This is a genomic window from Streptomyces sp. NPDC058326 (assembly GCF_042879855.1).
In the GTDB taxonomy this organism is placed as follows: domain Bacteria; phylum Actinomycetota; class Actinomycetes; order Streptomycetales; family Streptomycetaceae; genus Streptomyces.
Window position 1 is genome coordinate 37539 of sequence record NZ_JBHVZO010000003.1, and the last position, 13907, is coordinate 51445.

Below are 13907 nucleotides of genomic sequence, written 5' to 3' on the forward strand. Positions count from 1 at the left end.
TGCACCGGGCCCTCAGGCCGGTGTATGTCACCCCGAAGGCCCCCAAGAGCGACCTTATGGACCTGCCTCATGCCGGTGGGGCCGCTGGTGCGATGATGGGCCCGCCATGAATGCCCCCGCGCTCGCTCCACGGCTGCTGAGGGCCGCGGTGTTCACCGCGGTCTGCGTCGTGCTGTCCGCGCTCGGGCACGCCCTCGCGGCCTGTGCGGGGATCGCCCTGTGGTCGCTGCTCGCCGGGTTCCTCGGCGTCTTCGGCGTCACCCTCCTCTTCACCGGACGCGAACGCTCCCTGGGCTTCGTCGTCGGCGCCCTCGCCGGCGGCCAGCTCGGCCTGCACGTCCTCTTCGGCCTCGGCCAGCGCAGGCTCGGCCTGGGCCCCGAGGCGGACGACGCCCTCATCCGGATGGCGGCGCGGCTCGTCTGCGGAGCGGGGGCCGCGTCCCTCAGCTCCGCCGACGCCGCCCGGGTCATCCGCGACGCCGGACTGGATCCGTCGTCGGCGGGGGCGGGCGCCCACGCGGGACACACGGCCGTCACCGCGGCCGCGCCCGCCGAGCTGCTGCCCGGCCTTCCCATGCTCCTCGGCCACCTGCTCGCGGCACTCGCCACGGGCTGGCTGCTGCGCCGCGGGGACCTCGCCCTCAGCCGCCTGGTCGAACTCTCCGAGCAGGGCGCGACGGAGCTCGCCGAGTGCGCCCTCGTCCGCTCGCTGCGGGCCGCGCTCCGTCTCGTACGGGCGATGCTCGCCGGGCTCCCGACGGCTCCCGGCACCGGGCCGCTGCGGACGGCCCGTACGGCCTTCGACTCCTCGCCGCCGACGGTGGCCGAGGCGCTCAGGGACACGGTGATCAGGCGCGGCCCGCCGGCCGCCGACTGCGTCCTCGCCGCCTGACCCAGGTCTCCCACAGGCCGACTCAGGCCGACGCGGGTCGACGCGGTCCGCCGCGGTCCGCTCCACGGGAGCGGGACCGCGATCGTCGGCGCGGCCGTGGAGGTTCTCCTTCCTCCGGCGCGCCGGACCCCACCGTCCTTCTCCGAGCTGGAGTGTCTTCTGCCATGACCATGTCCCGTGTGCCCTTCTTCCGGGTCGCCCTCGCCGGCGGCATCGCTCTCTCCTCCGTCGCCCTGCTGTCCGGCACCGCCTTCGCGCATGTGAGCGTGCAGCCGGAGGGCGAGGCCGCCAAGGGCGGCTACGCGACCGTCAACATCAAGGTCCCGAACGAGCGCGACAACGCCTCCACCGTGAAGGTCGAGGTCAACTTCCCGCTCGACCACCCGCTCGCCTCCGTCATGCCGCAGCCCGTCCCCGGCTGGAAGGCCGAGGTGACCAGGAGCAAGCTCAGCAAGCCACTGGAGGTGCACGGCAGGACGATCAACGATGCCGTCTCCAAGGTGACGTGGACCGCGGACGGTTCGAAGATCGGACCCGGCCAGTTCCAGCAGTTCCCGCTCTCCCTCGGACAGCTGCCCGAGGACGCCGACCAGCTGGTCCTCAAGGCGATCCAGACGTACGACAACAAGGAGGTCGTGCGCTGGATCGAGGAGCAGAAGGAGGGCGCGGAGGAGCCGCAGAACCCCGCCCCCGTCCTGAAGCTCTCCGCCGCCTCCGCCGACCACCACGGCGGTGCCGCCGCCCCGTCCGCCTCTGCCTCCGCTTCCGCCTCCGCTTCCGCTTCCGCGGACGAGAAGGACGGCGGGCACGAGGACAGGACGGCCTCGCACAAGGAGACGGCCGACGCCGGCTCCTCCGACACCACGGCCCGGATCCTCGGCGTCATCGGCATCTTCGTCGGTGCCGCGGGTGTCGCCTTCGGTGTCCTCGCCGGCCGTCGCCGCTCGCTCTGACGGCCGCACCCACCCGAGATCCCGAAAGAAGCACCATGTCTGCAGAGAAGACGCCCGGGGCGGGTACGGCCCGTCCCGGGCGGCGTACCCCGCTGGTCATCGCCACCGCCGCGATCGTCGCCGCGATCGGCATCACCGCGGCCGTCGGGTTCGGCGGCGACGACAAGACGCCGGGCAAGGGCGCCGGCCCGATCGCCGAGATCTCCGGCGGCAGCGACTCCACCAAGGCCGCCACCGTCCTCGACCGGCCGTTCACCAAGCCCGCGCTGGTCCTCACCGACACCCAGGGCAAGACGTACGACCTGCGGGAACGCACCAAGGGCAAGCCGACGCTCATCTACTTCGGCTACACCCACTGCCCCGACGTCTGTCCCATGACGATGAGCAACATCGCCATCGCCAAGAAGCAGCTCCCCAAGGCCGACCAGGACAAGCTCCAGGTCGTCTTCGTCACCACCGACCCCGAGCGGGACACCTCCGCCGAACTCGCCAAGTGGCTGCCCGCCGCCGGCGACCCCTCCTTCACCGGTCTCACCGGCGACTTCTCCGCCATCCAGGCGGGGGCGCGGCAGATCGGCATCGGCATCGACCCGCCGAAGAAGGACAAGAACGGCTCGGTCGTCTCCATGCACGGAGCGCAGGTGATCGCCTTCTCGCCCACGACCGACCAGGGCTACGTCCTGTACGGCGAGGACGCGACCATCGAGGACTACGCCAAGGACCTGCCGAAGCTCATCAAGGGGGAGAACCCGTGAACCGCCGCACCACCGCCCTGTCCGCCACCGTGGCGCTCGCCGCCGCTCTCGCGCTGAGCGGGTGCTCGTCCTCGTCCGGCGGCGACAAGCCCGAACTGAAGGTCAGCGGCGCGTTCATGCCCCAGCCGGTACTGGACATGGCCGGCGGCTTCCTCACCATCACCAACGGCAGCGGCACGGCGGACCGCCTCACCTCCGTCACCAGCCCCATCTCGGACGACATCACCATCCACGAGACGAAGAACCAGAAGATGCAGGAGGTGAAGTCCTTCGACATCCCCGCCAACGGCACGCTCTCCCTGGAACGCGGTGGCAACCACATCATGTTCATGGAGCTGAAGAAGAAGCCGAAGCAGGGCGAGAAGGTCAGCATCGAGCTCCACTTCGAGAAGTCCGACCCCATCACGGTCGACCTTCCCGTCGAGGCCGCCAACCACAACCCGCGGCAGCACTGAGCGCATGGACCGCGTTGACGGAGTGCAGACAGAACTGACGGAGTGACCCAGAGATGACAACCACCGCCCCGCGCCTCGGTTCCGCCCTGGCGCGGCTGCTCATCCTCGCGGCCGCGCTGCTCGGCACGCTGCTCGCCGGTGCCGCCCCCGCGTCCGCGCACGCGGCACTGACCGGAAGCGACCCGAAGGACGGGGCGGTGGTCGCCACCGCTCCCAAGGAGGTCAACCTCACCTTCTCCGAACAGGTCTCCATGAGCGCCGACTCCATCCGGGTCCTCGACCCGGCGGGCCGGCGGGCCGACACCGGCGAGATGCGCGACCTGTGCAGCGGCTCCATCGTCCGGTACGGGGTGGGGCTCCGCGCCGGGCTGCCCGACGGCACCTACACCGTGGCGTGGCAGACCGTCTCCGCCGACAGCCACCCCATCTCCGGCGCCTTCACCTTCTCCATCGGCGCCCCGTCCACGACCTCGGTCGCCCTGCCCGACCGGACGGCGGGCGGCGGTCCCGTCGGGGTCCTCTACGGCATCGCGCGCTACCTCTCGTACGCCGGCTTCGCCGTCCTCGTCGGCGGCGGAGCCTTCGTCCTGGCCTGCTGGCCGCGCGGCGCGAGCGTCCGGCCCGTCCAGCAGGCGGTCGTCCGGGGCTGGCTGACCCTCACGGGCGCCACCCTCGTCATGCTGCTCCTGCGCAACCCGTACACCGGCTCCGGCGAACTCTCCGACGCCTTCGACCTGGCGGGCCTGAAGGCCGTCCTGGAGACGAAGACCGGGGCCGCGCTCACCTCCCGGCTGCTGCTGCTCGGCGCGGCCGCGCTCTTCGTCGCCGTCCTCTTCGGCGCCTACGCCCGGCGCACCGACCCCAAGGAGAAGAAGGACCTCACCTTCGGGCTCGCCATCGGCGGCAGCGTCGTCGCCGCGGGAATCGCCGGAACCTGGGCGCTGGCCGAGCACGCCTCGACCGGTCTTCAGCCCGGTATCGCCATGCCCGTCGACATCCTGCACCTGCTCGCCGTCGCCGCCTGGCTCGGCGGTCTCACGGTGCTGCTCGTCGCCCTCTACCGGGCGCCGTCCGTCGAACGCGCGGCGGTCGAGCGCTTCTCCAGGGTGGCCTTCGGTTCCGTGGCCGTCCTCGCGGCCACCGGGCTCTACCAGTCCTGGCGCCAGGTCGGCTCCTGGTCGGCGCTGACGGGGACCCGTTACGGGCAGCTGCTCCTCGTGAAGATCGGCCTGATCTGCGTCCTCCTCGGCATCGCCTGGATCTCCCGCCGCTGGATCCAGCGCCTCGCCGACCCGACGCCGGCCGAAGCGACTGAAGCGACTGAAGCGACTGAAGCGACCAACGAGTCGGAGGAGGCTGGGGAGGCCGGGGAAACCGAGGAGGCCGGGGAAGCCGAGGAGGCCGGGGAAGCCGAGGAGGCCGGGGAAGCCGAGGAGGCCGGGGAAGCCGAGGAGGCCGGCGAGGGCTCGGGAGCCGAGGAAACCGGCGACGTCTCGGAGCCCGAGGCCATCGACCCCCGGCGGGCCGCTCAGCTCGCCCGGCAGCAGGCCGCCGTCGCCACCGCTCGACGCAAGCGGGAGCGGGACGCCGACCCCGAGCGGGCCGGTCTGCGCCGCTCGGTGCTGACCGAGGCCGCGGTCGCCGTCGTGCTCCTCGCCGTGACCACCGTCCTCACCTCGACCGAGCCCGGCCGCACCGAGGAGGAGGCCGCGCGGGGCACCGCCGCCTCCGGTCCCGCCGCCGTGCCCGACCGGCCCGTCGACATCCGGCTGCCCTTCGACACCGGCGGTGTGGACGGCAAGGGGGTCGTCCGGCTGAGCCTCGACCCCGGCCGCACCGGCGGCAACGCGCTCCACCTCTTCGTGGAGCGCCCCAACGGCAAACCCCTGGACGTCCCCGAGATCAAGGTCGCGTTCACCCTGGAGGCGAAGAACGTCGGCCCGCTGCCTGTCGCCCCCGACCGGATCCAGACGGGGCACTGGACCGCGAGCGGCGTCCAGATCCCGATGCCAGGGGAGTGGCGGATCCAGGTGACCGTCCGTACCTCCGAGATCGACCAGACCACCATCGACAAGAACGTGAAGATCGGCTGACGCGTGACCGAGAACGACAACCTTGAGATCTCCCGGCGGCGCCTGCTCGGCACTGTGGGCGCCGCGGGCGCGGCCGGGCTCGTCATCGGCGCGGCCGGCGGCGTCGGAGTCACGGCGGCCACGTCGGGCGATGACACCACCGCCGGAACCGGCGCCGGCGGCGCTCCCGCGCTGACCACGGTCGGCTCGACCGAGGTGATGTTTCACGGGAAACATCAGGCCGGTATCACCACCCCCCTCCAGTCCCGGGGTCATCTGATCGCCTTCGACCTCGCGCCGGGCTCCGGTCGCAAGGAGGCCGTCGCTCTGCTGCGCCGCTGGTCGGCGACGGCGAAGGCGCTCATGGCGGGCAAGGCCCCGGCCGGGGACACCGGGATCGCGCTCGACGCGGGCCCCTCCTCCCTCACGGTGACCTTCGGTTTCGGCCGGACGTTCTTCGACCGCACCGGACTCACCGCGCGCCGCCCCGGCCAGCTCGACCCGCTGCCCGCCTTCTCCTCCGACGCCCTCGACGCCCGGCGCTCGGAGGGGGACCTGTGGGTGCAGATCGGTGCCGACGACGCGCTCGTCGCCTTCCACGCGCTGCGCGCGCTCCAGAAGGACGCGGGTGACGCGGCCCGGGTGCGCTGGCAGATGAACGGCTTCAACCGCTCGGCCGGCGCCACCGCGAAGCCGATGACCGCCCGCAACCTCATGGGCCAGGTCGACGGCACCGGCAACCCGAAGGTGACCGACCCCGACTTCGACCGGCGGATCTTCGTCCCGGCCGGGGCCACCGGCGCCCAGGAGTGGATGGCCGGCGGCTCGTACGCGGTGGTGCGGCGCATCCGGATGCTGCTCGACGACTGGGAGAAGCTGCCGCTCGACCGGCAGGAGAAGGTGATCGGGCGCCGGAAGTCCGACGGCGCCCCGCTCACCGGCGGTACCGAGACCACCGAGCTCGACCTGAACAAGATCGGCCCGGACGGGAAGACCGTCATCCCGGACAACGCCCACTCCCGGATTTCCGCCCCCGAACAGAACGGCGGCGCGGCGATGCTGCGCCGGCCGTTCTCCTTCCACGACGGCATCGGTCCTGACGGGACGCCGGACGCCGGTCTCCTCTTCGTCTGCTGGCAGGCGGATCCGCTGCGGGGCTTCGTGCCCGTGCAGCGCAAGCTCGACCGGGGCGACGCCCTGTCCGCGTTCATCCGCCATGAGGCGAGCGGCCTCTTCGCCGTCCCCGGCGGCCCCGCCGAGGGCGAGTACGTGGGGCAGCGGCTCCTGGAGTCGTGACGCGCCGAGCGGGCCGTCCGCGCCTCCGGAGCCCATTAGGGTGACGGTATGTCCGCCACCCGGTACACGTATCTCGGCCCCGAGGGCACCTTCACGGAGGCCGCGCTGCGTACGCTGCCCGAGGCCGCGACGAGGGAACTCGTCCCCATGGTCTCGGTCCCGGCCGCGCTCGACGCCGTACGGAACGGGGAGGCCGCCGCCGCCCTCGTGCCGATCGAGAACTCGGTCGAGGGCGGGGTGACGGCGACCCTGGACGAGCTGGCCTCCGGCGAGCCGCTGATGATCTACCGCGAGGTGCTCCTTCCGATCGCCTTCGCGCTGCTCGTGCGGCCCGGGACCGCGCTGTCGGAGATCAAGACGGTGACGGGCCATCCGGTGGCGCAGCCGCAGGTCCGGAACTGGATGCGGGCGAACCTGCCCGAGGCGCTGTGGGAGTCGGCCGCGTCCAACGCGGACGGGGCCCGGCTGGTGCAGGAGGGTCGCTTCGACGCCGCCTTCGCCGGTGAGTTCGCGGCGGCGACGTACGGGCTTGAGGCGCTGGTCACCGAGATCCACGACGCGGAGAACGCCGAGACCCGGTTCGTGCTGGTGGGCAGGCCGGCCCGGCCGGCGGCCCCGACGGGCGCGGACAAGACCTCGGTGGTGCTGTGGCTGGGTGACGATCATCCGGGTGCCCTCCTCGAACTGCTCCAGGAATTCGCGGTGCGCGGGGTGAACCTGATGCTGATCCAGTCCCGGCCGACGGGGGCGGGGATCGGCAACTACTGCTTCGCCGTGGACGCCGAGGGCCATATCGCGGACCGGCGGGTGGGCGAGGCGCTGATGGGGCTCAAGCGGATCTGCCCCAAGGTGCGCTTCCTCGGCTCGTACCCGAGGGCGGGCGTCGCGGTCGAGGAGGTTCGGGCGCTGCGGCGTGGCACCTCGGACGGGGAGTTCATGGCGGCCTCCGACTGGCTGGCGAGGGCCCAGGACGGTCGGGCCTGACCCGATGGTGACGGAACGCTCCCGTCGCCGGGAGCGTTCGTCCACAGGCGCGAACCACTAGTCCTACCTGCATATTTTTCGTTTACCCACAGCGGTTATCCACAGGGACCCTTCATTACCTGGGGACAAGTCGACAGCTCACTGCGACAAGGTCGACAAATCGGCCTAGCCACACCTGACTGCGCGCCGCCTGTCCACAGCGCCGGACCGCCGCCGCCGTCAGCACTCCTGCTCGACCAACCCTTTGGAGCGAGCAATTCCCACCCAAATGAGTGCCTCAATGGGGTTTGATCACGGAATTCCCAGGCGTCGGGCCGGAAATGCCAGCGATCTGCTCCGTAGTCCACAGAACTTCCGCACAGCCTGTGGATAACTGAATGCAAGGGCCCCCGCCCCGCGCATTCCAGAGATCCCGATCAGTTCCCAATACGGGCAAAACAACACGCGTGACGTTATCCGGTGGGGGCGGGCGAACGGGCACCGGTAGCCTGGTGGGGTGATTGACCTTCGCCTGCTCCGTGAGGACCCCGACCGTGTTCGCGCCTCCCAGCGCGCCCGTGGAGAGGACGTCGCGCTCGTCGACGCCCTGCTCTCCGCCGATGAGCGGCGCAGGTCGTCCGGCGTCCGCTTCGACGAGCTCCGATCCGAGCAGAAGGCGCTCGGCAAGCTGATCCCCAGGGCCACGCCCGAGGAGCGCGCCGAGCTCCTCCAGAAGGCCGAGCAGCTCAAGACCGACGTCAAGGCCGCCGAGGCCGAGCAGAACGACGCCGACGAGACGGCCAAGCGCCTCCTGCTCCAGCTCGGGAACATCGTCCACACGGACGTGCCCGTGGGCGGCGAGGAGGACTTCGTCGTCCTGGAGACGCACGGCACCATCCGCGACTTCGCGGCCGAGGGCTTCGAGCCCAAGGACCACCTGGAGCTCGGCGAGGCGCTCGGCGCCATCGACGTGGAGCGGGGCGCCAAGGTCTCCGGCTCGCGCTTCTACTACCTGACCGGTGTCGGCGCCCTGCTTGAGCTCGCCCTGGTCAACGCGGCGATCGCCCAGGCCACCGAGGCCGGCTTCATCCCCATGCTGACCCCGGCGCTCGTCCGTCCGCGCGCCATGGAGGGCACCGGCTTCCTCGGCCAGGCCGCGGAGAACGTGTACCACCTGGAGAAGGACGACTTCTACCTCGTCGGCACGTCCGAGGTGCCCCTCGCGGCGTACCACATGGACGAGATCATCGACGCCGACAAGCTGCCGCTGCGGTACGCGGGCTTCTCGCCCTGCTTCCGCCGCGAGGCCGGCACGTACGGCAAGGACACCCGCGGCATCTTCCGCGTCCACCAGTTCGACAAGGTCGAGATGTTCTCGTACGTCGCGCCCGAGGACGCGGAGAACGAGCACAAGCGGCTCCTGGACTGGGAGAAGCAGTGGCTGACCGGTCTGGAGCTGCCGTTCCAGGTCATCGACGTCGCCACCGGTGACCTCGGCTCCTCCGCCTCCCGCAAGTTCGACTGCGAGGCGTGGATCCCGACGCAGGGCAAGTATCGCGAGCTGACCTCGGCCTCGAACTGCGACAGCTTCCAGGCCCGCCGCCTGTCCGTCCGCATGCGCGACGAGCAGGGCGGCAAGAAGACCGTGCAGCCGCTGGCCACCCTGAACGGCACGCTCTGCGCCGTACCGCGCACGATCGTGGCGATCCTGGAGAACCACCAGCTGGCCGACGGTTCGGTGCGGGTGCCGGAGGTGCTGCGGCCCTACCTCGGCGGCCGTGAGGTCCTGGAGCCGATCGCCAAGTGACCGCCTTCCCCTACCGCCTGGTCGCGACCGACCTCGACGGCACGCTGTTGCGTTCCGACGAGTCCGTCTCGGACCGTACGCGGGCCGCGCTCGCCGCCGTCACGGCGGCGGGCGCCGCGCACATCGTCGTCACCGGCCGGGCGGTGCCGTGGACCCGGCACATCCTGGACGACCTCGGCTACGAGGGGATCGCGGTCTGCGGGCAGGGCGCGCAGGTCTACCACGCGGGTGAGCACCGGCTGCTGACCTCGCTGACCCTGGACCGGCAGCTCGCGGGACTCGCGCTCTCCAAGATCGAGGCGGAGGTGGGTCCGCTGGCCCTCGCCGCGAGCCGCGACGGTCTGGAGGGCGAGGTCCTGATGGGCCCCGGCTACCGGGCCCATGAAGGACCGCTGCCGTACGTCCCGTACGACGACCCGGCGGAGCTGTGGTCGGCGCCGCTGACCAAGCTGTACATCCAGCATCCGGCGCTGACGGACGACGAGCTGACCCGGGCCGCCCGTGAGACGGTCGGCGGGCTCGTGGACGTCGTCATGGCCGGGCCCGGCATCGTGGAGATCCTCCCGCTCGGCCTCAGCAAGGCGACCGGTCTCTCGCTCGCCGCGCGCCGGCTCGGGGTGAAGGCGGCGGAGACGATCGCCTTCGGCGACATGCCGAACGACATCCCGATGTTCGGCTGGGCGGCCCACGGCGTGGCCATGGGCAACGCGCACGAGGAGCTGCGGGCGGTGGCGGACGAGGTGACGGCCTCCAACGAGGAGGACGGCATCGCGCTCGTCCTGGAGCGCCTGCTGGCCGTCTGAGCACGGCGCTCTCCGGCCCCGAGCACGGCCGGAACGCGTACGAAGGCCCGCTCCCCGGAGGAGCGGGCCTTCGCGCGCACGGCCTCGCGCGGACCTGGGTCCGCGCGCTCGAAGCGGCCGTTTCCGGGAGATCCCCCGTTTCCCCCGCACAACCAGTGTCCTCCGGGCCCCTGTTCGGGGTCGACTGGTTTTCGGGGTCGCGGTGATGCGTGCCGTGACGGCGACGGCCGCCGGCCGGAGACGCGTACCGGGTGACGAACGCGCCCACGACCTGATCGGTCGGGACGGTTCGCCACCCGGCTGGATTCCGCTGTTCGCGGGGCTTCGCTCGGCAGTCTCAGCGCGCGCCTGTCATCCGAAGCCCGTGAGAGACCTCAGAAATTGATCATGTGTCCGGCGATGCCGTGGATCGCTTCCTTCACGGCCTCGCCGAGGGTCGGGTGCGCGTGGACGTTCCGGGCGACCTCGTGGACGGTGAGGTCCCACTGCTGGGCCAGGGTCAGCTCGGGCAGCAGCTCGGTGACGTCGGGGCCGATCAGGTGGGCGCCGATGATCTCGCCGTGCGTGGCGTCCGCGATGATCTTGACGAATCCGGTGGCGTCGCCCAGACCGTGCGCCTTGCCGTTCGCGACGAAGGGGAACTTGGCGACCTTGACGTCGAAGCCCTTCTCGCGGGCCTGCGCCTCGGTCCAGCCGAAGCTGGCGATCTGCGGCTGGCAGTAGGTGGCGCGCGGGATCATCGGGTAGTCGAGCTCCATGGTCTCGGCGTCCCCGATGGTCTCGGCGGCGATGACACCCATGGCCTCGGCGGTGTGCGCGAGCATCAGCTTCGCGGTGACGTCCCCGATGGCGTAGATGTGCGGCACCGAGGTGCGGCAGCGGCCGTCGACGTCGATCGCGCCGCGCTCGGTCAGGGCGACGCCCGTCGCCTCCAGGCCGTAACCGGTGACGTTCGGGGCGAAGCCGATGGCCTGGAGGACCTTGTCGGCCTCCAGGACCTTGCTCGCGCCGTCCTTGCCGGTGACGGTGACACGGACCTGCGGGCCCGACTCGTCGATGGTCTCGACGCGGGTGGAGGTGAGGACGTCGATGCCGAGCTTGCGGTACTGCTTCGCCAGCTCCTTGGAGACCTCCTCGTCCTCCAGCGGGGCGATCCGGTCGAGGAACTCGACGATCGTGACCTTGGTGCCGTAGTTGTTGAGGACGTACGCGAACTCGATGCCGATGGCGCCGGCGCCGGCGATGATGATCGACTGCGGGGCGTCCTCGGCGAGGATCTGCTCCTCGTACGACACGACGCGCTCGCTGCGGGCGGTGCCCGGGAGCAGTCGCGGAGTGGCGCCGGTGGCGATGATGCAGTTGTCGAACTGGATCGTCTCCGAGGTGCCGTCGGACTTGGCGACCTGGAGGGTGTTCGCGTCGAGGAAGGTGCCGCGGCCGTTGAACTCGGTGATGCCGTTCTTCTTCATCAGGAAGTGGACGCCCTTGACGCGGCCGTCCGCGACCGTGCGGCTGCGGCGGTAGGCGTCGCCGTAGTCGAAGGTGACGGTGCCGTCGACCTTGATGCCGAAGGTCTTGGCCTCGTGGTTGAAGATGTGGGCGAGTTCGGCGTTGCGCAGCAGCGCCTTGGTGGGGATGCAGCCGACGTTCAGGCAGACACCGCCCCAGTACTTCTCCTCGACGACCGCGACCCGCTTGCCCAGCTGGGCGGCGCGGATGGCGGCGACGTAGCCGCCGGGGCCAGCTCCGAGTACGACGACGTCGAAGCGGTCTGACATGACTGACTCCCGAGGGTGGTGAGGGTGTTCGGTCCGCGTACGAGCCCACAGTAGTCCGGTGTTCACGGCATGGTCAGTTGTAGGATGACTGGGCAACCGGGCAAATGGAGGGCGGAACGGCATGGCACTCAGGGCGGCGGGGCGGACCTCGCTGGTGGACACGGTCGTGGAGCAGCTGCGCGCCCAGCTCGCGGACGGCGAGTGGGCGGTCGGCGACCGCGTCCCGACCGAGCACGAGCTGGCGCAGCAGCTCGGCGTGGGCCGCAACACCGTCCGCGAGGCGGTCCGGGTCCTCGTCCACGCGGGACTGCTCGAGTCCCGGCACGGCAACGGCACGTTCGTCAGGTCGACCGCTGATCCGGCGGCCGTCCTGCGCGGCGTCCGGCACGCCGGAGCCGCCGACGTCCTCGAACTCCGGGTCGCCCTGGAGGCCGAGGCCGCCCGGCTCGCGGCCGCCCGCCGGGACACCCACGACCTGCTGAGGCTCCGGGCCGCCCTCACCTCCCTGCGCGAGGAGGGCGACCGGGACGCGGACGCGGACCTCGCCTTCCACCTGGCCGTCGTCGGCGCCACGCACAACGCGGCCTTCGTCGAGGTGTACCGGTTCTTCTCCGCACAGGTCCACGAGGTCCTCGTGGAGGCCCTCGGCGACCGGGAGATGCCGCCGGTCGACATCGACGCCCACGAGGCGCTGGTGGCCGCGATCGAGGCGGCCGACCCGGACGCGGCGGAGCGGCAGGCCCGCGAGCTGCTGCGGGTGCCGATGGAGACGGTCGCGGCGCTGACGGAGCGCGCCTGATGGCCGGCGGGACACACACGGCGGAGACCCCGCCGGAGGCCCCGGTGCTCGTCGCCGCCGGGGCCGGCGTCCTGACCTCGGCCTCGGCGGCGTCGGCCCGCCGGGCCCTGCTCGCCCACCCGGCGCTGCTCCTCACCGGGATCGTGCTGGCCTCCCTGAACATGCGGGCCGCCCTCGCGAGCGTGGCGCCCCTGGTCGGTGAGATCTCCGCATCCTTCGGACTCTCCGCGACGGCCTCCTCCCTCATCACCTCGGTGCCCGTGCTGTTCCTCGGCGTGGGAGCGCTGGTCGCGCCCTGGCTGGGGCGCCGGTTCGGTGCCGAGCGCGTCCTGTTCGCGGCCCTGCTCCTGCTCGGCCTCGGCATCCTCGCGCGCGTGCTGCCGTCCGTGTACGCGCTGTACGGCGGCGGCGTCCTCGTCGGTACGGCGATCGCCCTGCTCAATGTGCTCATGCCGGGCATGATCAAGCGTGACTTCCCGGACCGGGCGGCGGCGATGACCTCGGTCTACACCGGTGCGATGATCGCCGGGGCGACGCTGGCGGCCGCGGCCGCGGTGCCGCTGGAGAAGGCACTGGGCGGTGGCTGGGAGGGTTCGCTCGCGTTCTGGTCGCTGCTCGCCGCGGTCGCCGCCCTCGCCTGGCTTCCCCAGGTGCTGATCGCCCGCGGCCGTACGGGCCATGTGGTACGGGCCGTCCCGGCCGCCGGCGCCCGCGCGGTGAGCGTCTGGCGCTCGCCGCTCGCCTGGCAGGTCACGCTCTTCATGGGGCTGCAGTCGCTGTGGTCGTACGTGCTGATCGCCTGGATGCCGACGATCTTCACCGACCACGGGATGAGCCGCTCCACGGCCGGTGTCGTCTTCGCCTTCAACAATCTGATCCAGGTGGCGGGAGCCTTCGTGGTGCCGCTGCTCGCCGGCCGGATGCGGAGCCAGCGCCCGCTGATCGTCCTTGTCACCACGCTGGTCGGGGCCGGTTACGCCGGTCTGATGGTGGCGCCCGTGGAGGGCGCCTGGCTCTGGTCGGCCGTGCTCGGCGTCGGCCAGGGCGGTGCGGTCGGTCTCGCCCTGACCCTGATCGTCCTGCGCTCCAGGGACGCGGTGACCGCGGCCCGGCTGTCCGGGATGGCCCAGACGGTCGGCTATCTGCTCGCCGCGGCCGGCCCGCCGGCGGCCGGCGCCCTCCACCAGGCCACCGGCTCCTGGACCCTGCCGATCTGCGGAGTCCTCGCCGTCTGCGCGGCGGCCCTCGCCGTGGGTCTGCTCGCGGCGCGGAACCGGACGGTCTGAGGAGCGGCGGGGAACCGGGCGGTTCCGGACGCGCGCGGAACCGGGCGG

The 13907-nt window shown here is 71.7% G+C and carries 12 protein-coding genes; 11 read left to right on the plus strand and 1 reads right to left on the minus strand.

The window, feature by feature from the left end:
- Positions 1-106: 106 nt before the first annotated feature.
- From ACFVYX_RS05825 to ACFVYX_RS05865, 9 genes are all read left to right on the plus strand, one after another.
- The gene (locus tag ACFVYX_RS05825) at positions 107-892 is read left to right on the plus strand and encodes a hypothetical protein (protein ID WP_389680092.1); all 786 of its coding nucleotides are present in this window, start codon (positions 107-109) and stop codon (positions 890-892) included.
- 164 nt (positions 893-1056) lie between these two features.
- Positions 1057-1845 (plus strand): YcnI family protein, encoded by a 789-nt coding sequence (locus tag ACFVYX_RS05830; RefSeq protein ID WP_389680093.1) that lies wholly within the window; start codon positions 1057-1059, stop codon positions 1843-1845.
- A 35-nt stretch (positions 1846-1880) separates the two neighbouring features.
- Positions 1881-2600: an SCO family protein gene (locus tag ACFVYX_RS05835; protein ID WP_389680094.1), complete on the plus strand. Its 720-nt coding sequence runs from the start codon at positions 1881-1883 to the stop codon at positions 2598-2600.
- Positions 2597-3055, plus strand: a complete 459-nt coding sequence (locus tag ACFVYX_RS05840; RefSeq protein ID WP_389680095.1) for a copper chaperone PCu(A)C — start codon at positions 2597-2599, stop codon at positions 3053-3055. The genes ACFVYX_RS05835 and ACFVYX_RS05840 overlap by 4 nt, the downstream gene beginning before the upstream one ends.
- A gap of 53 nt (positions 3056-3108) precedes the next feature.
- Positions 3109-5148: a copper resistance CopC/CopD family protein gene (locus ACFVYX_RS05845; RefSeq protein WP_389680096.1), complete on the plus strand. Its 2040-nt coding sequence runs from the start codon at positions 3109-3111 to the stop codon at positions 5146-5148.
- Between the two features lie 3 nt (positions 5149-5151).
- Complete coding sequence (gene efeB, locus ACFVYX_RS05850; RefSeq protein ID WP_389680097.1) at positions 5152-6423, plus strand: iron uptake transporter deferrochelatase/peroxidase subunit; 1272 nt, start codon at positions 5152-5154, stop codon at positions 6421-6423.
- Positions 6424-6471: 48 nt separating this feature from the next.
- On the plus strand, positions 6472-7407 hold the full coding sequence (pheA, locus tag ACFVYX_RS05855) for a prephenate dehydratase (RefSeq protein ID WP_389680098.1): 936 nt from the start codon (positions 6472-6474) through the stop codon (positions 7405-7407).
- A 496-nt stretch (positions 7408-7903) separates the two neighbouring features.
- The gene (gene serS, locus ACFVYX_RS05860; protein ID WP_389680099.1) at positions 7904-9193 is read left to right on the plus strand and encodes a serine--tRNA ligase; all 1290 of its coding nucleotides are present in this window, start codon (positions 7904-7906) and stop codon (positions 9191-9193) included.
- Entirely contained in the window at positions 9190-9996 is an 807-nt protein-coding gene (locus ACFVYX_RS05865; protein WP_389680100.1) for an HAD family hydrolase, read from the plus strand. The genes serS and ACFVYX_RS05865 overlap by 4 nt, the downstream gene beginning before the upstream one ends.
- A gap of 374 nt (positions 9997-10370) precedes the next feature.
- Here the strand turns inward: ACFVYX_RS05865 and lpdA are convergent, their stop codons facing one another.
- Positions 10371-11774, minus strand: coding sequence for a dihydrolipoyl dehydrogenase (gene lpdA, locus ACFVYX_RS05870; RefSeq protein WP_389680101.1), 1404 nt, complete (start codon positions 11772-11774; stop codon positions 10371-10373).
- 121 nt (positions 11775-11895) lie between these two features.
- On the opposite strand from lpdA, the gene ACFVYX_RS05875 reads away from it, so the two are divergent.
- Both ACFVYX_RS05875 and ACFVYX_RS05880 read left to right on the plus strand, forming a co-directional pair.
- A complete protein-coding gene (locus ACFVYX_RS05875) occupies positions 11896-12573 on the plus strand; it encodes a FadR/GntR family transcriptional regulator (protein ID WP_389680102.1) in 678 nt (225 codons plus the stop codon).
- Positions 12573-13859, plus strand: coding sequence for a CynX/NimT family MFS transporter (locus ACFVYX_RS05880; RefSeq protein ID WP_389680103.1), 1287 nt, complete (start codon positions 12573-12575; stop codon positions 13857-13859). Before ACFVYX_RS05875 ends, ACFVYX_RS05880 begins: the two co-directional genes overlap by 1 nt.
- The last annotated feature ends 48 nt before the right edge of the window (positions 13860-13907 follow it).

Excerpts from the sequence above, each read along its gene's own strand:
- ACFVYX_RS05825 (WP_389680092.1), top strand. The coding sequence starts at position 107 with ATGAATGCCCCCGCGCTCGCTCCACGGCTGCTGAGGGCCGCGGTGTTC.
- ACFVYX_RS05830 (WP_389680093.1), top strand. The coding sequence starts at position 1,057 with ATGACCATGTCCCGTGTGCCCTTCTTCCGGGTCGCCCTCGCCGGCGGC.
- ACFVYX_RS05835 (WP_389680094.1), top strand. The coding sequence starts at position 1,881 with ATGTCTGCAGAGAAGACGCCCGGGGCGGGTACGGCCCGTCCCGGGCGG.
- ACFVYX_RS05845 (WP_389680096.1), top strand. The coding sequence starts at position 3,109 with ATGACAACCACCGCCCCGCGCCTCGGTTCCGCCCTGGCGCGGCTGCTC.
- pheA (WP_389680098.1), top strand. The coding sequence starts at position 6,472 with ATGTCCGCCACCCGGTACACGTATCTCGGCCCCGAGGGCACCTTCACG.
- lpdA (WP_389680101.1), bottom strand. The coding sequence starts at position 11,774 with ATGTCAGACCGCTTCGACGTCGTCGTACTCGGAGCTGGCCCCGGCGGC.
- ACFVYX_RS05875 (WP_389680102.1), top strand. The coding sequence starts at position 11,896 with ATGGCACTCAGGGCGGCGGGGCGGACCTCGCTGGTGGACACGGTCGTG.
- ACFVYX_RS05880 (WP_389680103.1), top strand. The coding sequence starts at position 12,573 with ATGGCCGGCGGGACACACACGGCGGAGACCCCGCCGGAGGCCCCGGTG.